The organism is Candidatus Pelagibacter sp. uisw_138 (assembly GCF_059512485.2).
In genome coordinates, this window is the sequence record NZ_CM183453.2 from 806322 (window position 1) to 828643 (window position 22322).

Here is a 22322-nt window from a genome sequence, read left to right on the forward strand (position 1 = left end):
AATTATACAAATAGTTCTATAGTCTTTTGGAATTTATAAATCCTTTCGTCAAATCTAATATCACTAAATCTAATAGGTCTAACTAAGTACAGACCATCTATCGATTTAACTCTACTTAAAGCTACATAGGTCATACCATGAGCAAATGATCCTGAGTCAAAATCTATAATAGCTTTATCGAAGGTTTGACCTTGGCATTTATGTATGGTTGCAGCCCAAGCTAATCTAATTGGGTATTGTTCAAATGTGCCAATTACTTTAGGTTCAAATTTTTTATTCTTAATGAAATAATCAAATTTTTCCCACACTACTTTTTCAACTTGAAGAATTTTTTTTCCAAGTTTTACATAAATTTTATCCTTTTCTAATTTATCAATAAAACCTATTGTGCCATTAACCCATCTTCCATTAGGGTCATTCTTTGTTAGCATTATTTGAGCACCAACTTTAAGTTTTAAATCTTTTTCTGACATCATTTCATTTGATTTAAAAGATCCCGTCACTTTTCCCAAATAAGAAAATTCTGGAGATTCTAAATTTTTTAATTGTGCATGATTTACTTGATAAGTTCTTTTATTAGTGGGTGCTAATAAAATTAATCCATTAGAAAAAAAATTAAAAACTTCATCTTCAAGTTTGATTATTCTAGAAGAAATTGCAGATGGTTTTCTTTGAAACGTCACAGATATTTCATTGACACATATTTGATTTTTTAAAAAATCTTTTAGTTTGTCATCTTCATCTTTTGACCATTTTTTACCTGTATTTGGGTATATAATTTTAATTTCATTCTTTGCCTCATGATTGCTGCTGTTATCGGTTTCTTTCCAATTTCTAAAAGTTATTGGATATTTTTGTTTAATTTTACTTAATCTTTCCTGATAACCACTAGAATCTTTATCCATTTTATCAATTACCCTTTGATTAAAAAAATCTAAAACTTCATTCGTTATTTCGTTTCTTCTTATATTTTCTAATTTTTGGATAAAATTTTCGTCTTTTTGCCTAAAAATTTTTTCAAACTCCATTCTTTTTGGATCTAATATTTTAAACCATTTAGAATTATAAAAAAAATTTCCTTCTGGATACATCTTATCTAACACTTCTTTTTCAGTTTCTATTGCTACTGGAGCTAATTGAAAGACATCTCCAACAAATAGCATTTGGACACCACCGAATGGCAAATCATTTTCTCTATTTACTTTTAAAGACCTGTCAATTGCGTCCATTAAATTAGGATTTACCATAGATACCTCATCTATAATGAGCGTATTTAAAGATTTTAAAAAATCTTGATTACGTGATATTTTGCAATCTTTTCTTTTTAGTATGTGATGTGGATAACCGAAAAAAGAATGAATTGTTCTACCTCTACATTTTATTGAAACTATTCCTGTATAAGCAAGTATCATCACATTTTTTTTTGTATTTAATCTAAAGTATTCAACAAAAGTTGACTTGCCTGTTCCTGCTTTACCAGTAAGAAAATAAGATTTTTTTGATGTTTCTAAGTTAACCCTTAATTCTTTAAACTGTTTTGACTCATAGAAATTTTTTGGAAGAACAGTTCCTAAATCAAATTGTGTTACATCATTCATTATTCGATAAAAAAATTGTATATTAAGAATGTTAGTTCAATGATTATAAGTGCTTCTAACATTTAACGTCATCAATTGGGTTTAGATAATAATATACTTTTTTACAAAAGTGAGGGCTATTTAAAACGGGAACATCCATATCAATACTATCTAAACAATGACCCATAGCTTCATTAAATTTATCATTATGATAGTGGCAAGTATAAGCAATCCAATAAACAGTCGTTAAATAAAAGAGCCCTAAACGTTCAATAGTATCAGGTAGTTTTTTTATTAAATCTTTGTAAGTTTCTTTATTGTGGAAACATTTAGTAAATACCTTAGTCACTTTTTTGTTTTCTACATGTAAATTACAATAATGAGTTAAATCCCCAATATTTTCCACATCAATGATGATTTTATTATCTTCTCTAAATTTTTCTATGTGGCTATTTAAGTAATGAACCTTACTCATTTATCCAATTCATCGTATTCTTTAATTTTTTGATTCACATCTTTTGTATTTTTATTTTTTTTAAAAGCCTTAACACCAAGATAGCCTATAACCGCACCAATACCGGCTAAAACTATTCCTCCATTAAGAGCAACACCTATCCCCACTATTTTTCCAGCAACACCCAAAGATCCACCAAGCGCAGCACCTATTGTACCACCACCAAGTGCGCCTATACTTTCTTTAGTAGCTACAGTACTGGTAATTTTTCCTACTGATGAGTTTTTTAAATCATCAAGTCTTTTCAAGGCAGCTTCTTTTTTTACAGTAAATTCTGCTTCTCTTTGTCTTAGTTCTTCTACTTCGTTAGCTATACGTTTTTTTCTTTCTCTTTCAGCTCCAAAAGCAGAAAGAATAAAAAATAAAAATATTAATATGATAACAAAAGGTCTTAATAAATTTAATATTAGCCCAACATTATTTCCAGGATAGTTTTTATTAAACTCTAGATAATTTTCATATTCGTACGGACCATAAAAAGCGATAAATATTAAAAAGAGGAATAATAAAATTGTTGGAAATTTAGGCCCTAATTTTTCAAAGATTTTTCCTAAAATTGTAATTTTAGCAAGTTTCTTTATAACCCAACTAATCATTATCTATATTTCCAATCATCAACCCATTCATTATAACTCTCAACTTCATATTCTGCATCTAATTTTTCACTCATTTCTTGTGAATATGGAATTGAGCCTGTTGGATTTATCTGAACACCATTAAATAATATGTTAGGATCTTTAGGTTTGATGTTCTTTTTATTTATTTCATCTTGAAAATATTCAGTAAATTTCAAATAAATCTTTTCCTCATCGGTAGTTGGTTCTTTCTCTTTTCTAATAACGGCTACAAAATCTTTATACCTTTTAAAATTGGAAGAAGGTGTATTTAACTTTTCAATCTTAATACGATCCATTAGCAATCCATTTATAAATTTAAAATGTTTTTCAAGCCATACAATTTCTTGTTTATTCAAGAATTTTAATAGATTCTTATTTTTAATGTGGATATGTTTTTTAATATCTGAGTATTTCATTTCAAAATTTGCAGAATTATGATTATTAAAATCTTTTTCACAATCCAAATCCTAGCAAACCTCTAATCAGGTGTCTAGATATTGGAATGATTGCTACTTAATGAAATAGATGATTGTTAGAATTATAAGGATAATGACAATCCAAATAGTAAGATTGGTTAAGAATTGTTTTAATTTAGAATTAGATTGTAGAAAAGCTGGGAGTACTAATAAGAGTATCCCTAGCATATAAACAAAGGGTAATATCTGATCCATCATTATATCTAGTTTGTGTTATTAAACGTTTGTACGAGATCGTCGTTCATTCTGCTTTATTTTATCAAAGGTTTTCTCAATTATTTTAGCTTTTGGTCTTAGCTCTTCTTTATTATCTTTTTCTAAAAGATTTGCCCCAGCTGTTTTATTAAATCCGTCTATTTTTTTAAAATATTCTTTGTTTTTAGATTGTGATTTACTGTACCAAAGGTCTTTTAATTGTTTGGTGTAATCTTCAAGTTTACTCTTATCCCAAGTAATATTTTCTTGTTTTCTCATCAAATTATAAAATTGAATGAAGTCTTTTGATTTAACCCACTGTCTAATTATATGGGTAAGTGTTTTATCTTTATTTTCTGGATCAAGTTGCTTTTGTGTAACTATAGCAATAATATTTAACGAGTAAGACGCTCTATTAACATCATAATCAGATGCATTCCCTTGGTCACACCCCTTCAATAGGCTTAATACTTTTTCAAGATCACTGTCTGAATGTGTTAAATGTTCAATTACCTTATCCCATTTATCTTTTGCAACTTTAGCCATTAATAGACAATACACAGATTAAGGACCTTACTCAATTAACGATTGGTGAATATTTAATCAACATGGCCACGGCTACAAAACCGAGACCATATTTACTCAGTTATTGATTTTACAAGCTGACAGGGTTTCCTGGTCTGCCGTTAGGTAAATCTTTGTTTTTGATTTCAGTGACAGCGTCTTTTGCGGTACTGATTTTTACCTCTGTTATTTCTTTAAGGCGGTCGTTATCAACTAATTGCTCTTTACAATAACTAATAACCTTTTCCTTAGCATCATCAGCAGATTCTGCGTTGATGATTTCTTCTCTAGACGATGTTGATTTTTCAACTACGTCGACTTTAACTTTATACAAATTGGTCATATGACCTCCTTATTAAAAAACAATAACATGGCAGCATATACGCCACAACCGCCAATCAGGTATTTAAGTGATGAAATGAGGGTTAATCAACTATAATAACTATAAAAGCATGGTCTGGGCAGCAGGTAATAGAACGCCCCCACTTACTCCCTCACTTTACTTAACTTATGATGCAAAAACTGAATAAGGGAAAAATACTTGCCAAATTAAAGTAATAGAAAGAAAAAATACAATAAATATTGAATATAAAAAATTTTTTTTTAATCTTTTATTATGATTTTCTAAATTTTGTTTAATTTCATAAACAATACTAGTAGGTACGGAAAAAATTTTTTTTATTTTTTTATCCATTTCTTCTAGTTTTTTAACTTGATAGGTGTTTTTTATGAAAGACATAATAGGGTTTTAATATATTAAATAATTATACAAAGTATTTTTATGTTCATTTTGAGTTTTTTTTTATACCCAAGATGAAATTATTTAACAAAAATTATTACAGTAAACTTTTCATGTGACAGAATGTAAGTAGGTAGTCCGGGGCACCGGGTAACAGAACGCCCCTTACAACTCTCCTACTTCTCTTTATTTATATTCTTATATCGATGATAACTTCATTTTTTTTGAATACTTTTTCTTAGGAGCATTTTTTATAACTGCTTGAGCACAACGCATTACCCCTCTTTTATTATCAAAAGTCATTTTGGGCTCACCGTGCAATTTCCATCCATTAGATATGGCCTCAGTAACACGATGACAAAATTCTGAGGTGTCATCGTTTGTAATAAATCTATAACCTTTCATCTATTGTCCTTTTTAATTTTGTTTTTTATATTGTCTTCTTATGAAGATTATTATGTAAGTGAAGACAAAACCAAAGACAAATTCATCTAAAATTGATCTATGATTACCCATACCACTTGTAAATTTCCATCTATTAGAATTAAAAAAATCAATACCAATATCAAATGTTTCCTTGCAATTGGAGGCTGAAACAAAAAGATAGACAATTATTACAAGTAAAAAACCACTCATATAAGAGGATAAAATATCTAAAAGATGGATTTTATTTTTTCTATTTTTTATAAGTTTATTTCCAGGTCTTGATACAACAAAGCTAATAGCAAGAAGACTTAGAAAAGATATTAAGATTACCCAATACATAAAGGTATACTACCGAATCTTAAATCAGGTGTCTAGATGATGGAATGATAATTAATTAGTTTATCTTCTAGTTGGAATTTTAGATGCAACGTACTGTTTTCGAACACCTTCTCTAAAGTAAATATAAACCCCAGCTGAAATTATACAAATGACCCCTAACAAAGTTCTAAGAGATGGAATTTCATTAAATAGAAAATAACCTGGGATCATCGACATAATGATTAAAGAGTATTCAAATAATGAGACAACTGATGGAGATGCAATGATATAAGCTGAAAAGATACATAAGAACCCAATAGATGCTGCAACTCCAAAGAATAATATAAACTTCCAAGTATAATCAAAATTTGTAAACCACTCTCTAAATATAAACTGTGTAGTTGGATCAAAATCAGTGTTGTTGAATTGACCATTGCCCATAAAGACATAAATAATGCCACATAAAATAAGAGCAATTAAATAGAAGTAATATAACTGAGTATTAACATCATCCTTATCAGATGTGTATTTAGTAATAGTCATTGATGCTGCATAAAATAAAGCACTTAACACTGGTAACAAATTTCTATAATCAAAACTTTCAAAATCAGGATTTAAGACGATTAATACACCAAAAAAACCAAAGGCAATAGCAGACCATCTTCTAATACCAATAAATTCTTTTAAGAAAAATTTAGCAAAGATAGATACGAAAAAAGGACAAGAAAAGAATAAAGCATTAGCAGTTGCTAGTTGCATATAAGTGATAGAGATAAAAAAGGTTGAAAAAGCAACAAAGTGCAACAACACTCTTACAAAAGTTAATACTGGATAATATGTTTTAAGCGATACTTTCTGTCTTTTAAAACTTAAATAAATAATAAGCACTGTTGCTGCAATCAAATACCTTCCAAAGAAGATCTCATAAAGAGCAGATTTTTCAAATATAAATTTAATTAACGAGTCTTGGATTGCAAACAAGCTCATTGCAATCAGTATTAAAACTATCCCTTTTGAATTATTGTCCCCACTCATTATCTAAGCTTAAATCTTGAACACAGAAACTTAAAGATAATATAGTTAAATTTACCAAGACCGTAAAAATTAGGTGCAGGTTTTTTAGTCTTTAATTTTTTAGCTTTTTTCTTCTTCATGGCCGATATAGTTTTGTGTTTCATTTGAATGCTTAAGATTATAACAATCCGTACAAAGTAAGATCACCTCAGGACCTGAACTCACTTGTGTTAAGATAGCTGTATCATCTCCACACTCACTGCACCCTGATAAACGTTTTTTCATTTATATTTTTTACGGGTAATTTCATTAATTCTATCAATATAATTTTTTATCTCGGGGTTATCTGCAGGTTTACTGTCTTGCTTGGGGTTTTTCTTTCTTTGATAATAATAATAGATAGGCATCACAACTGATAAAGAAACGATAATAATTGCTAGTATAATTTCAGAAGTTGTAACCATTTGAATATTTAATGACACGCTTGATTGAATTTTTTAAGTCTCCAGTAATTATAAGGCCAAGGTGTTAAAAAGCCAACTATTAACATAATGGGCACTACCCACCAAGTTAGCATTGCTCCACCGGTTAAAAAATAATCTGTAGCGTTCATAGAAATTTCCATACTAATCATTGAGATAAAACTCATGCCACAGGCGGTCTTTAACGCGCTGATAAAATCAAATTTTTGTTTCATTAAAATATATGTCTCAAGCATAATGCTAGTGAGTAAACCATTAATGATTGCTAAAGTCATAATACCTAAAACTGGAAAAGGAATTTTACTTAACTGAAAAAATAATATGGTTCCAAAATCACCAATAGAACAACCGATAACACACCACATCGTATTCTTCGCACTAGTTCTCCAGCTATCTTTGCATCCCCAATGAAAAATATCTGTTGCCATATAATTTATTTACTTAAATTTATTTGATGTTGATAATAATCATCTGGCCAAAAACTTTTAATGTAGGCTAAAACTGAATCTATATCTTTGTCATTAAGGTTATCTTTAAACCCACCCATTTTTCCTTCATAATCACTGATAATTCCAACTAACCCATATTTAATAATTTTATGTAGAGTTTCATCATCATGGTGCCAAGTGTGACCCGTACCATTTAAAGGGGGTGCTTTACGGTGACCATCTTCATCAACGCCCTTCCAGTTTTCAGCACCTGACAAATTAACTTGATGACAGCTTGCACAATTATTTTGGTATGCAATTTTACCTCTAGCGATCATTAATACAGAATCTCTTGTAATTGGATAGTGATTGTCTGAATAAGAAAGGTTACTTAATAATATAAACAGAGTTAAAATTAGAAGTATTTTTTTCATAACTATTAAATTTATATATTAAAATTGTTAGATTAATCTTATATTTTTTTAAGATTGATTGATTATAAGTGTTTGTTAATGAACAATTTTATCTTATTTATTGTCACACTCTTTTGCTGGTCCCCTACTTGGTATGTCATCAAATTTCAGTTAGGCTACGTTGATCCATTAGTATCAGTGTTTTATAGGTTTTTAATTGCTGCAATAATTATTTTTGTTTATCTAATTTATAAGAAGAAAAATCTTAAGTTTTCTTTAAATCAACATGCGTGGTTTTTGCTCTTCGGTATTTGTCTTTATTCTCTTAATTACGTTTTCTTTTATTTATCAAATACTTATCTAATAAGTGCATTTCCAGCAGTTGTCTTTTCAACGGTAGTTATTATGAATATTTTAGGAGAAGGATTTTATTTTAAAAAGAAACCTTCTTTAAAAACTTTACTTGGTGCAACCATTGGGATGATTGGAATTATAATCATTTTCAGTGATGAAATTTTCAATTTCAGCTTAGCAAATGGAACTCATGTTGGATTATTTTTAGCATTACTTGGTACATTTAGTGCATCAACAGGTAACATGGTTCACCAAAGAAACTTAAATAATAACTTTTCATTAATACCAACACTTGCGTATGCAATGCTTTATGGATCATTAGTTACTTTGTTAATCACTCAAATAAAAGGTACTGAATTACTATTTGAATATAGCTTCAGTTACATTGCATCCCTTGCTTATTTATCTATCGTTGGCTCAATATTCGCTTTTATTTTTTATCTAAGATTATTAGAGAAAGTTGGAGCTGGACGAGCCGGTTATGTAGGAGTGGTAATGCCAGTACTTGCTTTATTAATATCAACAGTGTTTGAAAACTTAGAATGGCAACAAGATTTAATTATTGGCTTACCTATTTTAATTATTGGTGCTGTACTTGTTATTAATCAAAAAATTAAACCTGTAAAATAAGCAAATTAAAACTTTTTTATTTATTTGCTAAAGCGTTATAGATACAACCCACTCCAATACCCATAACCTCATCACTTTTTAAAGATCTTGCTCTATTGGTCATTTTAGATTTTAAGAATTTTGACGTTCTATGATTTGGATATCTATATTGTATTATATGAAACCAAGGTCCATTAAAGCTTACACCATCTAAATTTTTATTAAATTTTTGCACACCCTTGCTAGCTTGTGAGTTATGACCTTTTTTTGCCCAAGGTTCTAAAATAGAATTATCTAAAAAACCATCTTGAAATAATTCAGCAGCTTTTAATAAATTTTTTTCATAATTTTTTGGTAATTTAACATCTGCAGCATTTGCAATTTCTAAAATCATGAAAGCCTCACCTAATCCAGTATGATGATACCATAATGATCGATTTCCACGTGTAGTTCTATCTTTAATGCTTCCATCTTCGAGTATCCATTTGTCAGCTCCTTTAACAAGTTTCTTAACTAATTTAGAATAATCTTTATTATTACTATGTCTTAAGGATATATTTGGAAAATACCAACCAGCAGAATTTCCCATAAAGAATTTTTTGGCAGGCATGATTTGTTTATAAAAAGGTTTGAACCATTCATTAATAGTTTTATGTCTTGGATCTTCAATTTTATAATTAGCAAAATTAAGATTGTAGATATAGTTTAAACCCATAATTATCTCTAGAGTTACAGTTGCATCTTTTATTGGTGCTAAGTCTTGACCTTCTGGATCGCTCCACTCACCTTCACAATCTTTTAAAACTGAATTTTTTAGTGTATTTCTATAACATTGTTTAGTTTGAGTGAGAGCTTTATTTTTTGCCCATATATAAAGTTTATCAAAGAGAAGTTCTTTTATCCGGTCATTTTCAGATACACTTGCATAAGTTACAACATCAGCATATTCTTTAAAAACATCCCGACTATGAACACCTTCTACTATTTTCCAATTATCCATTCTTGAATTATAACCAAGTATTCTTATTGCTAAATCTTTGTTAATAATACCTTTTCTAATTTTATAGTTTTCAAAACCGCAGAACTTGCTCTTATGTTCGGTAGATAATTTATTAAATTCTTCTTGAACACTATCTGGAATAAATGGAGATTTGCTTAGCTGTTTTGCAAAAGATAAATTTGGAACTATTAAAAATAAAACTAAAATTATTAAATGTTTTTTCATAAATATTATGTAAATTAATTTCTAACTATTTAGCACACTTGCCAATAGAACCTAAAGAACATTTAGTTCCATCAATCCAAGTTGCATTGTTTAGATTGGCACCTTCAAAGGTGGCATTTAAAATATTAGCACCCGTTAAATCTGCTTCAAAAAGGTTGCTATTACTAAAGTTTGTCTCAATTAATGATGAACCTTTGAAATTTACTCTTGTTAAATTGGCACTTGTAAAGTTAGCTTTTTCAAAAATACCACCTTCAAGATTTGCTTCATATAAATTCGTTCTAATAAAAGAAGATTCTACAAAATTACCATTAGATAATGTTGCATTCATCATTACCCCTTTATCAAAAGTAACTTTAATAAAGCTAATAAAAGAAAGATTAGAGTTTGGTATATAAGCTCTACTTAAATCTTGGCCTTCTGAGAATTGACAATTAGAATAGTCAACTCCATCAGTTGGAGCATCATCACAACCAGCTTTAGCACCACTAGTTAATAATAAGCTTAAGACTAAAATAGCAAAAAGCTTGCTCATAAAGCTGCTCTTATTAATTTTATCATATTAAATGCTAACAAATCATTACCAAGAAGTCTTCAGTTAATTTAAATATAATTAAAATTAAACGACTATTTATCGTTTAGGGAACCCTTCTACTGTATAGAAGTTTCTTATCTTCTTTAGAGATACATAATAAGCACTGTCTCTAAATGATCTTTTTATTTGTTTTTTAGCATTATAAATTTCAATAAATGCATTTCTCATACTGTCTTCTAGACCTGAAAAAGCTAAATCCTCTTCATCCGCTCCATGGATAATTTTTTTAATGGTGTCAAAGTCTGTTTTGGTATTAGTTTTTTTATCTATCAAATCAATAATGTCTAATATTTTTTGTTCTTGAAATCTTTTTTCAACTCTACCAAAACGTATATGAGAAATATCTTTAACCCACTCGAAATAAGAAACTACTACTCCGCCTGCATTGACATAAATATCAGGAATAATAACAACTCCTTTTTCAAATAATTTTTGATCTGCTTCAAATGAAATGGGTCCATTAGCAGCTTCAATTATTAATTTTGTTTTAATTTTATCTACATTATCAACAGTAATTGCATTTTCTAACGCAGCTGGAATTAAAATATCACAATCTAACTCTAAGAGTTCACTTGGGTTATTTTTAAATTCTCCAAGTTTAGGATTATTAATACTTTTATTTTTTTGAAAAAATTCAATTAGTGCATTTATATCAATGCCTTTTTTATTGTATAAATAACCATCAAACTCTCCAATAGCTATAATCTTTGCACTATCTCTATTATATAAATGTTTAGCTAAATTACTTCCTACATTACCAAAGCCTTGAACTATAATTTCATTATCTTTTAATTCATTTTTTAAACCAGCTTCTTTAACGACGTCTTCGTGTCTAAATATTTCTCTAACTACTTCTTCAATACCTCTACCAGTTGCTTCTGTTCTTCCAGCAATACCACCACGATGTAAGGGTTTGCCCGTTACACAACCTCTATAATTTATATCATCTGGTTTTAATGTTTTATAAGTCTCTAAAATCCATTCCATTTCTCTTTCAGACGTTCCGACATCTGGAGCTGGAACATTTAATGCTGGAGAAATAAAACCTTTATTAATTAGTTTACTTGCAAAAGCTTTAGTAATTTCTCTAAGTTGGGGCATTGTGTAATTCTTAGGATTAATTTTTAAACCCCCTTTTGCACCTCCAAAAGGAATATTAACTATTGCACATTTGTAAGTCATTAAAGATGCCAAAGCTTCTGTATCATCTTGATCAACGGTTTCAGAATATCTTAGTCCACCTTTAGTTGGAAGTATGTGCTCTGAGTGAACGGCTCTCCATCCAGTAAAATTATTAATTTTACCATCTAAGACAACACCTACATTTACTTTAATTAGTGAATGGGTAGATTTTAAATGCTCAAGTAAATCATCACTAAAATTAAGTAATTTAGCTGATTTGTCTACATGTAAATTGACGTTATCTTTAAAGCTCATTTTTAAAAATCATATATTAATGAAATTTATTAACCACTTTTATCTTTATCTAATGAGGCTTAGTCCAATATCCATAAACACATCGTGTTCCACGTCTTGAACAATCATAAGTGTCGTGCAAGACACCATCTTTAACAACTGTTATATGTTTTGAGCATGAAACTATTAAAGTACCACTTGGAAGTTCATTTTTTTTTAAGTGAACTTTACAACCTTGGCCTATAAACATTGTTGGCGTCCACTGCCATCCAAGTTTTTCAAGATATTTTTTAACGACCACTCTATGAGTGCCTGATCTAGGACTGTCATTTTTTTGTTTTAAACTTCTAGCAAGTCTTGTTCTTGATGTAGTTCTAAATTCCTCATTTGCCTTATAAAGATCATCATAAATTTTTTGATAAGGAAGACCTGATACAATTGCAATTGATCTAACTACACAGTCTCCAGCTTTGCCTTTATATCCAGCAACTGCTCTGCCCCCATCATTAATTTCTAATTCTAAATTGCTACTTGAAAATAATCTCTTAAAAAAATTCAAGATTTACTTTTGTGATCAAGGATCTCAACCATACACTGAGTTGCGTATTCACGCCATTCTTCAGCTGATTTATCCTTAAGATTATTAAGGTGGTTCATATTACTATCTATATTTTCTTGATGTTTGACTTTATCAGCTTCTTCTAAATCTTTTTCCATGTTAGTAAGGTTAGTCTTCATTGCATTAATCCAACTATTGCCAAGCTCAACACATTTAACATCATCTTTCTCATCACAAATTTGTTTAAAGAAATTGAAAATAACATCATCAGCTTTTATCTCTTTGCTCATGTTAATTTCCAAAAATACCTAATTTAACATCATAATCAACTGCAATTCCATAATCAGGATCGTCATCACTATCAACAACAAGCTGACCTGCTCTACTTAATAATCTATGACAATCACGAGTTAAATGTCTTAATTTAACTTTTTTCCCAAAACTATTATATTTATCAGCAATGTCTTCAATTGCTTTTAAAGCTGATTGATCAATTACTTTTGATCCTGCAAAATCGATAATAACTACTTCAGGATCTTCTTCTGGTTTAAATAATTCTAAAAAACTATCTGTTGAGCTAAAGAAAAGTGGTCCTTCTATTTCATACACTTTAGCACCCTTTTCTCTAACGGAGGGTCTCTCAACCGCTCTAATTCTAGATGCAGATTTCCAAGCAAATACTAATGCAGATACAATCACCCCAACAATTACAGCAACAGCTAAATCTTCTAAAACAGTTACAACAGTTACAAGAACAATAACTAACGCATCACTTTTCGGTACAAAAAATAATATTTTTAATGAGTTCCAAGCAAAAGTTCCAATCACCACCATAAACATTACACCTACAAGTGCTGCAATTGGGATCATCTCAATATAGCTTGATGTATATAAAATAAAAATTAACAAAAATAATGCAGCAGCTATTCCTGCAATTCTTGTTCTACCCCCTGACTTTACATTAATCATGGATTGACCGATCATCGCACATCCACCCATACCACCAAAAAAACCAGTAACTGTATTTGCAAAACCTTGAGCTAAACATTCTTGACTAGCCCCACCTCTTTTATTGGTAATTTCACCAACTAAGTTAAGTGTTAATAAGCTTTCAATTAAGCCAATCGCTGACAAAATAAATGCATAAGGGAAAATAATTTTTAAAGTTTCAAAGTTTAATGGAACACTTGGGATTAAAAATATAGGTAATCCTCCTTTGACACTTGCAAGATCTCCAACACTTGGGATATCAATTTTTAATGCTAAAACTAATACAGATGTTGCTAAAATAGCAGCAAGTGTAGCTGGAACTGCTTTAGTAATCTTTGGTAGTAACCAAATAATTAACATAGTTAAAGCAACAAACCCAATTGAATAATATAAAGTGTTTCCTGAAATCCACACTGATTCACCCATTACATTAAGGGTTTTAAACTGACTAAGTTGTGAAATACCAATAACGATTGCAAGGCCATTAACAAAACCAAGCATTACCGGTTGTGGCACCATTCTAATAAATTTTCCAAGCTTAAAGACACCCGCTAGTAATTGTAAAATTCCCATTAACACTACAGTTGCAAACAAATATTGAGCACCGTGATCCATAACAAGTGAAACCATGACAACCGCTAAAGCACCTGTTGCTCCTGAAATCATTCCAGGTCTTCCTCCAAATACAGCTGTAATCAACCCAACGATAAAAGCAGCATAAAGCCCTGATAAAGGTGCAACTCCTGCAACAAAAGCAAAGGCAATAGCTTCAGGAACTAAGGCTAAAGCAACTGTTAAACCTGATAAAACTTCAATTCTAAATAAAGAAAAGGATGCCCCTTCCTTTGGAATATAATTTTGTGAGTTAAAACCAAAAGATTTTGCAAATGATGAGAGTGTGGTTTTAATCAATATATTTTAATTTAATTATTTGTGAATCGAGGTGTTATCTATTTAGTAAAGCAAGCAGTTGATAAAGTCTACTTTCAATTAATACGTGTTAACAAATTTGGGACGAATCAGATACATAATGATTAAGAGGTAGTGGCGGGAGACTAAAACTACCTCTGTCCTTACCCTTTAATCCTTAAAATACTTTTTAATCTTAGCGATAGTTTTCATTAATAGTACTTTTGTATAAGGCCTCCCTTTAACCACCCAAACTGACAAAGGCCACGTACTGTCTTTAGTAGATCTTGCGATAATGTGAATATGTAATTGAGGAACAATGTTACCAATCTTTTCAACATTAAGTTTTTTTGTTTTAAATATTTTTTTCATTAACTTGCTGCAATGAACAATTTCTTTCATTAATAACATTTGATCTTTTGAGTTAAGTTCTGAGATATCATTAATATTTTTTCGTTTTGGAATTAAAATTATCCAAGGAAATTTAGCATTATCGATTAAACGAATGCTACATAGTTTTAAATCATCTATTAAATGAGAATCTTTTAGAAAACTTTTACTTACTTTATTGGCCATAGTTAAATATTAATATAAATGTGTTGTATAAGCAAAAAATATTATACGCTAATTTTATTATGGCTGATAAACAAATACGTTCCGTTGCTAAAACATTTTCATGGAGACTTTTTATTTTTATCTACTGGGTAATATTTGGATATATTTTTACTGGTAGTTTTAAGGGAGCTGGGATACTAGGGCTAGGTTCTATAATTCCTCTCTTTTTTTATTATTTTCATGAAAGAATCTGGAATAAAGTTAAGTGGGGTCTTAATTAAAAAATAAAGAATATATTTATAAATATTTCTTTATTTTATCAGAGACGATTACTTTATTATTATTCATATATTCTTCATGATTTTTTTCTATATTTTTAAGTTCATAAAGATAATTAACCATCACACCATAAGATCTTTTAAAACCAGTTTCTGAAATATTTGCATTAACAACTATATCATCAACAATTGCTCCATTACCTAAATGAAATCTACTAACATCATTCACTGGTAGTCCTTTTTCATTTTTTTCATTAACAATATAATGAGCTACTAATTTTATTATAGCTTCTTTATTTCTTACAATTCTACTATCACCTAATTTTAAGTCTTGAGATTTTAAAAAGATAGCATCTTGATCTTTTAGATCACCTAAAATATTTTTAATCTTAGTTTCCTCTAAATAGGTAAACCAATCAGCAAACCCTGGTATAGGTGATAAGGTACCAAAGTTTTTTATGTGAGGTAGCTCTTCTTGTATTTCATAAACCACTCTCTTTATTAAAAAATTACCCAAGGTTACTCTTGATAGACCTTCTTGACAGTTACTAATTGAATAAAAAGTAGCTGTATCATAAGATTTTTCTTCATTATCTGTAGGCTTCATTAATTCTTGAATAGATTTACCGAGACCTTTTGTAAGGGCTACTTGAACAAAAATAATAGGCTCATCCTCAAGGGCTGGATGAAAGTAAGAAAAAAACCTTCTATCTTCACCTAACCTTCTTTTAAGTTCGTTCATATCTTTTATTTGATGAACTCTTTCGTATTTAATTATTTTTTCTAAAACTGCAGCCTTTGTATCCCATGTGATTTTAGCAAGTTTAAGAAATCCTGGATTAAACCAAGCTCTAAATAAATGCCTAAGATCATTATCTAATTCTGAAAGTTCTTTATTGTCTTTTAATATTCTTATTAAATCTTCTCTTAACGCAACTATAATCGCAGTTCCATTGGGTGCCATATTCATTCTTCTAAAAAGTTCTCTTCTCTTACCTTCAGAAACTTTAAATAAATCAGACAAAGTTTTTTCATTTTGAGATTTCGTATAATTTTCAATTGCTTCGTTAACTTTTGTAAAGCTGGGCTTATATTTATCGTTAATTTTTTTAAAAAATAATAATTTATTTTCTGGAGATAGTGATTGATATAGTTCAGTAATATCTCTAGCTACAGTAATACCGAATGCTGCGCCTTTGTGTGAAATTAAATCATCACATAAAGATATAATAGATTCTAAGTCATTTTTTTTAATATTTTTTATACTAAAAAGTTTTTGACCTGCATCAGCAATAGATGAAATTATCTCTTTAAAATTAAACATAATTAATTATATAATATTTAAATATTCAACTAAAGATCTAATAGAAACATTTAGTGAAAAAGTTCCAAAAATTGTACTCTTTTAAAAATTTATACTATTAAAATTTAAAAAAGTAATTTTTTACTTAATTTTTTAAGAAAGATATTCGAGGGCTTTAAGTATCCCACCTTTTTTATAAGGTATTTTAGATTTCATTAAACCCATCTCAACTCCTGCTAACGTTCCAGCGAGCATTAGTTCATTAAAATCACCTAAATGGCCAATTCTAAATATTTTTCCAGCAACTTTTGCTAATCCTGCCCCTAAAGACATATTGTAATCATCCAAGATTATTTTTCTTAGTGCGTCTGCGTCATGACCTTCTGGAACAAGAACTGCAGTTAATGTGCTAGAATATTCTTCTGGGTTTTTACAAAGCACTTCTAACCCCCAAGCATTCACAGCTATCCTGGTTGCTTCAGCAAATCTTTTATGTCTATTAAATACATTTTCTAAACCCTCTTCCATAAGCATATTAATTGCTTCATCCAATCCATATAATAAGTTTGTAGCTGGCGTATATGGAAAATGACCTTTTTTATTACTCTCTATCATTGGCTCCCAATCCCAGTAAGATTTAGGTAAGTCTGATTTTTTATAAGCCTCTAAAGCTTTTGAGCTTATGGCATTAAAAGAAAGTCCTGGAGGTAATAATAAACCTTTTTGAGATCCACCAACTGTAACATCTACTTTCCATTCTTCATGTTTGTAATCAATTGATCCTAAAGAAGATATTGTATCTACAAATAATAAGGCTGGGTGATTTGCATTATCCATTGCTTTTCTTATTTCACCAATTCTGCTAGTTACACCTGTAGAAGTTTCATTGTGTACAGCACAAACTGCTTTAATTTTATTTTCTTTATCCTCTTTTAATTTCTGCTCAACAATATTTGGATCTATACCTGTTCTCCAGTCACCTTTAATAAAATCTATTTCTAATTTAAATTTTTCTGCAATATCGTACCAAAGAGTTGAGAAATGACCTGTTTCAAACATTAAAATTTTATCTCCAACACTTAAGGTGTTAACCATTGCTGCTTCCCAGGCTCCTGTACCTGAGGCTGGAAAAATTATTACAGGTTCAGAAGTTTTAAAAATTAATTTAATTCTATCCAATACTCTTAACCCTAACTCTGCAAAATCAGGTCCTCGATGATCAATGGTAGGATAATCCATTGCTCTCAGAACTCTATCCGGCACGTTTGTTGGTCCAGGTATCTGTAAAAAATGTTTACCTGGTCTAATAATGTTTGAAATTGCCATAATGCTGTATATGCTAAAGATATTATATAATCAAGGTCAACAAACCTTAGAATCTTAAAGTTATAATTAAGGGTTTTGGAGAGTTTGAAAGATTTAAGTAAACCACAATTGCTACATAAACGCGCCATTAGCTACATCTACTCCAGAAGGAATAATTTTTGAGTCATTTAATGATGAAAGAGATTCTTTATAAGCTCAAATATTTGAAAACCAAGGTAAAATGAGTAATAGATAGATATATTCAAATGAAAAGTCTAATTTAAGACTAGAAATTTATGAAGCCGCGTTAAAAAAGTTTGGTAAATTAGTTTACAAAAAATAAATAAACCTCTATTTAAGTTTAATGGGTATAAGCACAAGTCAAATTCAAAAAATTGGTAAAGAAATTAGTAGTAAAGTTGAAGGAAAAACTTTATTCGATGAATTTTCTAGAGGAAGATATAGTACTGATGCATCTGTTTATCAGATAAAGCCTATAGGTGTAGTTTTACCAAAAGACACCAATGATGTGCTAAATCTGATGGAATATTCTCAAAAAAATTCAATTCCATTGTTAGCTAGAGGTGGTGGAAGTTCTCAATGTGGACAGACCGTTGGTGAAAGTATTGTTTTAGATTATTCAAGGCATCAGAACAAAATTTTAGAAGTAAATTTAGAGGAAAAATATGTTTGGGTAGAACCAGGTGTTGTATTAGATCACTTAAATGCACAACTAAAACCTCATGGATTGTGGTTTCCGGTTGATGTATCTACTAGCAGTAGAGCTACAATTGGTGGAATGTCTGCAAACAATTCCTGTGGCTCAAGATCCTTATATTATGGGAATATGGTACATAATGTTTTGGCAATAGAAACAATTTTAGATGATGGCTCTATATCTACATTTGATCACATTGATAAAAAATTTTTATCTACAAAAAATGATCAAGACAAATTATATAAAATAATAAACAAGTTTTTTGATGTAAGAAAAAATGTAAGTTCTGAATTAAATGAACATTGGCCTACAACACAAAGAAGAGTTGGTGGATATAACATAGATTTAATTGATCCAAATGGATTTAATTCCTCGCATCTACTAGTTGGATCAGAAGGGACGTTATCTTTATTTAACAAAATTAAATTAAAGCTATCTGAATTGCCAAAAAATAAGATACTGGGTGTTTGTTATTTTGATAATTTTCATCAAGCTATGGAAATATCACAAGAAATCGTAAAATTAAACCCAACATGTGTTGAGTTAATGGATCGAAATCTATTGAATTTAGCGAAAGATATTCCTATGTACGCAGAGGGAATAAAAAAATATATTAAGGGGAACCCTGCTGCTGTATTGATGGTAGAATTTATAGATACAGATCAAAAAGTTTATGAAAAAAAAATAAATGATCTGGAGTACATTGTTTTAAATCAAAATAATAAAAATCAGTTTAAATATTATTCTGATCTTAATGAACAAAAAGAAGTTTTTGATATAAGAAAAGCTGGACTAAATATTCTAATGTCTATGAAAGGTGATAGAAAGCCAGTTGCCTTTATTGAAGATTGTGCTGTTTCGCTTGAACATTTGGCAGATTACACGGCAAGTTTAAATGAAATATTTAAAAAATATGGAACAAGTGGAATGTTCTATGCCCATGCATCTGTTGGAACCTTACACGTAAGACCTGTTTTAAATATGAAATCAGATAATGATATAAAAAATATGAAATCTATATCTGAGGAGGCATTTGCAATAGTAAAAAATTATAAAGGATCACACTCTGGTGAGCATGGAGATGGTATTGTGAGATCTGAATTTCACAAAATGATGTTTGGGGAAAAAATTACAAAAGCTTTTGAGGAAATAAAGGATACATTTGACAAAAAAAATCTATTAAATCCTGGTAAAATTGTAAGACCACTCACTTCAAACGATAGGTCTCTAATGAGATATAAGTCTGGTTATCAGGCTGAAAAAATTAATACACATTATGATTGGTCTGATTGGGGTCAATTGTCAGATGCAGTTGAAATGTGTAATAATAACGGTGCATGTAGAAACCTTGACTCAGGTGTAATGTGCCCTTCATATCGAGTAACTAAAGAGGAAAAAGACTTAGTTAGAGGTAGAGCAAACACACTTAGATTAGCATTATCAAATCAATTACCTGAGGGATCGTTTGTCTCTAAAGACATGTTTGAAACAATGGAGCTGTGCGTTAGCTGTAAAGCTTGTCAAAGAGAATGTCCAATGTCCGTAGATATGGCCAAGATGAAGAGCGAATTTCTTTCTCATTACTACAATAAATTTAGTATGAGAATTAAAGATAAAGTTATATCGGAGATGCCAAAAATGATTTGGCTTTTAAAGATCATTGCTCCAATATTCAATAAGGTCAAAAACCTACCTATAATTTCAACAATTATTGAACAATTTGGTTTTACAACCAAAAGGGAAATGCCAGAGGTACAAAGTCAGGATATTTTAAAGAAAATATACGCAGAGCAATTAAAATCTGAAAAAAAATTAATATTATTTGCAGATACTTTTAATATAAATTTTGAAAACCAAAATTTAATATATGCTATAAAAGTATTAAACAAACTAGGTTTTCAAACAATCATACCCAGTTATGATAAAGATAATTTAGATAGACCTTTATGTTGTGGAAGAACCTATATTTCTTATGGACAATTAGATAAAGCAGCAAATGAATTAAATCGATTTAATGATTATATCATAAAAAATAATTATTTTAATTTACCAGTTGTTGGAATTGAACCTTCTTGCTTACTTACTTTCAGTGATGAGTATCAAAAATTAAAAGATGTAAAAAATAGAGAAAAAATAAAAAATAAATTTTATTTATTGGAAGAATTTATTTTAGAGCATATTGAAAATGATAATAATATTAAGATTAATAAATTTGACCAAAATGTATTAATACACGGTCATTGTCATCAAAAATCTCAAGATAGAATGAAAGGTCTTAAAAATCTTTTATCTAAATTAAAGATTAACAACAAAATGATAGAATCCAGCTGTTGTGGTATGGCTGGATCATTTGGTTATGACAGTAAACACTATGAAATATCAAAAAAAATGGCAAATTTATCCTTGATACCTGCAGTAAACAATAGCGATGAAAAAGATTTTATTATTGCAAATGGTACTAGCTGTAGACATCAAATTTCAGATTTATCTGATAAAAAAGGTAAACATGTTTCTGAATTACTATTTAAAATTTTTGAAACTGTAAATTAAAGTATTACTTTTCTATTATAAAAATCTTCTATCTCTTCGTGCTTGTATCCAAAACTCAACATGATTTCTCTTGTGTGTTCGCCTAAATTAGGTGCACCTTTTGATTTTTCTGTTTTACTTTTTGAAAACTTGATTGGCATACCAATAGCCTTGCTTTTACCTGCTTTTTTATTATCAACTTCAATTATCATTTCCCTATGAATTGTTTGTGGATCTTCAAACATTTCAGTAATCGAATTTATAGGTCCACATGGTAAACCATTATTATCAAATATTTTTAACCATTCGTCAGAAGTTTTTTTAATAAGCTCACTACTAAGTATATCTACAAGTTGATTAATATTTTTTTTTCTATTCAGGTTTGATGAAAATTTTTTATTTTCTTGAAGATCTTGACGATTAATAGCCTTTAATAACATTAACCATGTGTTTTGATTAGAAGCTCCCACTGTAATCCATTTATCTTTAGTTTTAAAAGCTTGATAAGGAGCAGTTAAAGGATGTGCAGATCCAAGTGGTCCAGGAGATTGTCCAGTAGCACCAGCTATAGCTGATTGCCAATAAGTATGAACTATACCCGCTTCAAATAAAGATGTATCAACTTTCTGACCTTCTCCAGTTTTTTCTCTATGAACTAATGCGGCTAAAATTCCACTTGAAGCCAGCAAACCAGCAGTAATATCTGTGATGGGTGCTCCAACTTTCATTGGAGGCTTATCTTTGCTTTCTCCAGTTATACTCATTAAACCACTCATTCCTTGGGCAACTAAATCAAAGCCTCCTTTGTTGGCATAAGGACCAGTTCTACCATATCCAGAAATTTCACAGAGAATTATTTTAGGATTAATTTTAGACATCACATCATAACCAATACCTAATTTTTCTAATGTACCTTTTCTAAAATTTTCTAAAACAACATCGGAATCTTTAACCATTTTTTTGAAAATTTCTACTCCATCTTTGTCTTTTAAATTTAAAGCTATTCCCTTCTTATTTCTATTCATCATCATAAATGCTGCAGCTTCTCCATTAATATCAGGGGGAAGAAAATTTCTAGTATCATCTCCAACAGGTGTTTTTTCTATTTTGATAACTTCAGCACCTAGATCGGCTAATAATAATCCACAAGTTGGGCCGGCCATAATCTGAGCCATTTCTAAAACACGAATACCCTTCAAAGAAGCTGTCATCTA

General features: G+C 29.8%; 26 protein-coding genes. 3 read left to right on the forward strand and 23 right to left on the reverse strand.

The window, feature by feature from the left end; all coding sequences use genetic code 11:
* Positions 1-2 precede the first annotated feature (2 nt).
* The 13 genes from AC5YGC_RS04350 to AC5YGC_RS04410 form a co-directional block, all read right to left on the reverse strand.
* Positions 3-1598 (reverse strand): AAA family ATPase, encoded by a 1596-nt coding sequence (locus tag AC5YGC_RS04350; RefSeq protein WP_496139040.1) that lies wholly within the window; start codon positions 1596-1598, stop codon positions 3-5.
* 55 nt (positions 1599-1653) lie between these two features.
* Positions 1654-2052, reverse strand: a complete 399-nt coding sequence (locus tag AC5YGC_RS04355) for a hypothetical protein (RefSeq protein WP_415285812.1) — start codon at positions 2050-2052, stop codon at positions 1654-1656.
* Positions 2049-2687, reverse strand: coding sequence for a hypothetical protein (locus AC5YGC_RS04360; RefSeq protein WP_415285813.1), 639 nt, complete (start codon positions 2685-2687; stop codon positions 2049-2051). The genes AC5YGC_RS04355 and AC5YGC_RS04360 overlap by 4 nt, the downstream gene beginning before the upstream one ends.
* A complete protein-coding gene (locus AC5YGC_RS04365; RefSeq protein WP_496139041.1) occupies positions 2687-3124 on the reverse strand; it encodes a hypothetical protein in 438 nt (145 codons plus the stop codon). Before AC5YGC_RS04365 ends, AC5YGC_RS04360 begins: the two co-directional genes overlap by 1 nt.
* Before the next feature lie 276 nt (positions 3125-3400).
* Entirely contained in the window at positions 3401-3925 is a 525-nt protein-coding gene (locus AC5YGC_RS04370; protein WP_496139042.1) for a hypothetical protein, read from the reverse strand.
* A gap of 109 nt (positions 3926-4034) precedes the next feature.
* Entirely contained in the window at positions 4035-4286 is a 252-nt protein-coding gene (locus AC5YGC_RS04375) for a hypothetical protein (RefSeq protein WP_415323883.1), read from the reverse strand.
* Positions 4287-4451: 165 nt separating this feature from the next.
* On the reverse strand, positions 4452-4682 hold the full coding sequence (locus tag AC5YGC_RS04380; protein WP_496139043.1) for a hypothetical protein: 231 nt from the start codon (positions 4680-4682) through the stop codon (positions 4452-4454).
* A gap of 198 nt (positions 4683-4880) precedes the next feature.
* Entirely contained in the window at positions 4881-5087 is a 207-nt protein-coding gene (locus AC5YGC_RS04385) for a DUF1737 domain-containing protein (RefSeq protein WP_496139044.1), read from the reverse strand.
* Between the two features lie 12 nt (positions 5088-5099).
* A complete protein-coding gene (locus AC5YGC_RS04390; protein ID WP_496139045.1) occupies positions 5100-5447 on the reverse strand; it encodes a hypothetical protein in 348 nt (115 codons plus the stop codon).
* A 60-nt stretch (positions 5448-5507) separates the two neighbouring features.
* Entirely contained in the window at positions 5508-6461 is a 954-nt protein-coding gene (locus AC5YGC_RS04395) for an EamA family transporter (RefSeq protein WP_496139046.1), read from the reverse strand.
* Between the two features lie 260 nt (positions 6462-6721).
* Positions 6722-6922, reverse strand: coding sequence for a hypothetical protein (locus tag AC5YGC_RS04400; RefSeq protein ID WP_496139047.1), 201 nt, complete (start codon positions 6920-6922; stop codon positions 6722-6724).
* On the reverse strand, positions 6913-7350 hold the full coding sequence (locus AC5YGC_RS04405; protein ID WP_496139048.1) for a DUF4396 domain-containing protein: 438 nt from the start codon (positions 7348-7350) through the stop codon (positions 6913-6915). Before AC5YGC_RS04405 ends, AC5YGC_RS04400 begins: the two co-directional genes overlap by 10 nt.
* A 5-nt stretch (positions 7351-7355) precedes the next feature.
* A complete protein-coding gene (locus AC5YGC_RS04410; protein ID WP_496139049.1) occupies positions 7356-7784 on the reverse strand; it encodes a c-type cytochrome in 429 nt (142 codons plus the stop codon).
* Positions 7785-7862: 78 nt separating this feature from the next.
* On the opposite strand from AC5YGC_RS04410, the gene AC5YGC_RS04415 reads away from it, so the two are divergent.
* On the forward strand, positions 7863-8747 hold the full coding sequence (locus AC5YGC_RS04415) for an EamA family transporter (protein WP_496139050.1): 885 nt from the start codon (positions 7863-7865) through the stop codon (positions 8745-8747).
* 16 nt (positions 8748-8763) lie between these two features.
* On the opposite strand, the gene AC5YGC_RS04420 is transcribed toward AC5YGC_RS04415, so the two are convergent.
* The 7 genes from AC5YGC_RS04420 to AC5YGC_RS04450 all read right to left on the reverse strand — a co-directional run bounded on the left by AC5YGC_RS04420 (position 8764) and on the right by AC5YGC_RS04450 (position 14996).
* Positions 8764-9951, reverse strand: coding sequence for an alginate lyase family protein (locus tag AC5YGC_RS04420; RefSeq protein ID WP_496139051.1), 1188 nt, complete (start codon positions 9949-9951; stop codon positions 8764-8766).
* A gap of 25 nt (positions 9952-9976) precedes the next feature.
* Positions 9977-10486, reverse strand: a complete 510-nt coding sequence (locus tag AC5YGC_RS04425; protein ID WP_496139052.1) for a pentapeptide repeat-containing protein — start codon at positions 10484-10486, stop codon at positions 9977-9979.
* A gap of 96 nt (positions 10487-10582) precedes the next feature.
* The gene (locus tag AC5YGC_RS04430) at positions 10583-11983 is read right to left on the reverse strand and encodes a Glu/Leu/Phe/Val dehydrogenase dimerization domain-containing protein (RefSeq protein ID WP_496139053.1); all 1401 of its coding nucleotides are present in this window, start codon (positions 11981-11983) and stop codon (positions 10583-10585) included.
* Between the two features lie 49 nt (positions 11984-12032).
* Entirely contained in the window at positions 12033-12521 is a 489-nt protein-coding gene (locus AC5YGC_RS04435) for a hypothetical protein (protein ID WP_496139054.1), read from the reverse strand.
* Complete coding sequence (locus AC5YGC_RS04440; protein WP_496139055.1) at positions 12518-12811, reverse strand: hypothetical protein; 294 nt, start codon at positions 12809-12811, stop codon at positions 12518-12520. The genes AC5YGC_RS04435 and AC5YGC_RS04440 overlap by 4 nt, the downstream gene beginning before the upstream one ends.
* A 1-nt stretch (position 12812) precedes the next feature.
* Positions 12813-14423, reverse strand: coding sequence for a SulP family inorganic anion transporter (locus AC5YGC_RS04445; RefSeq protein WP_496139056.1), 1611 nt, complete (start codon positions 14421-14423; stop codon positions 12813-12815).
* A 168-nt stretch (positions 14424-14591) separates the two neighbouring features.
* Positions 14592-14996 carry an HIT domain-containing protein gene (locus tag AC5YGC_RS04450; RefSeq protein ID WP_496139057.1) on the reverse strand — a complete coding sequence of 135 codons (405 nt, stop codon included), beginning with the start codon at positions 14994-14996 and terminating at the stop codon, positions 14592-14594.
* Positions 14997-15055: 59 nt separating this feature from the next.
* Here AC5YGC_RS04450 and AC5YGC_RS04455 point away from each other — a divergent pair, with 59 nt between their 5' ends.
* The gene (locus tag AC5YGC_RS04455) at positions 15056-15256 is read left to right on the forward strand and encodes a DUF2061 domain-containing protein (RefSeq protein WP_415289854.1); all 201 of its coding nucleotides are present in this window, start codon (positions 15056-15058) and stop codon (positions 15254-15256) included.
* Between the two features lie 16 nt (positions 15257-15272).
* On the opposite strand, the gene AC5YGC_RS04460 is transcribed toward AC5YGC_RS04455, so the two are convergent.
* Entirely contained in the window at positions 15273-16577 is a 1305-nt protein-coding gene (locus tag AC5YGC_RS04460) for a malonyl-CoA decarboxylase domain-containing protein (protein ID WP_496139058.1), read from the reverse strand.
* Positions 16578-16709: 132 nt separating this feature from the next.
* On the reverse strand, positions 16710-17882 hold the full coding sequence (locus AC5YGC_RS04465; protein ID WP_496139059.1) for an aminotransferase class V-fold PLP-dependent enzyme: 1173 nt from the start codon (positions 17880-17882) through the stop codon (positions 16710-16712).
* A gap of 343 nt (positions 17883-18225) precedes the next feature.
* Here AC5YGC_RS04465 and AC5YGC_RS04470 point away from each other — a divergent pair, with 343 nt between their 5' ends.
* On the forward strand, positions 18226-21129 hold the full coding sequence (locus AC5YGC_RS04470; protein ID WP_496139060.1) for an FAD-linked oxidase C-terminal domain-containing protein: 2904 nt from the start codon (positions 18226-18228) through the stop codon (positions 21127-21129).
* Here the strand turns inward: AC5YGC_RS04470 and AC5YGC_RS04475 are convergent.
* Positions 21126-22319: a CoA transferase gene (locus AC5YGC_RS04475; RefSeq protein WP_496139061.1), complete on the reverse strand. Its 1194-nt coding sequence runs from the start codon at positions 22317-22319 to the stop codon at positions 21126-21128. The two genes, AC5YGC_RS04470 and AC5YGC_RS04475, sit on opposite strands and share 4 nt — an antisense overlap.
* Between the last annotated feature and the right edge of the window lie 3 nt (positions 22320-22322).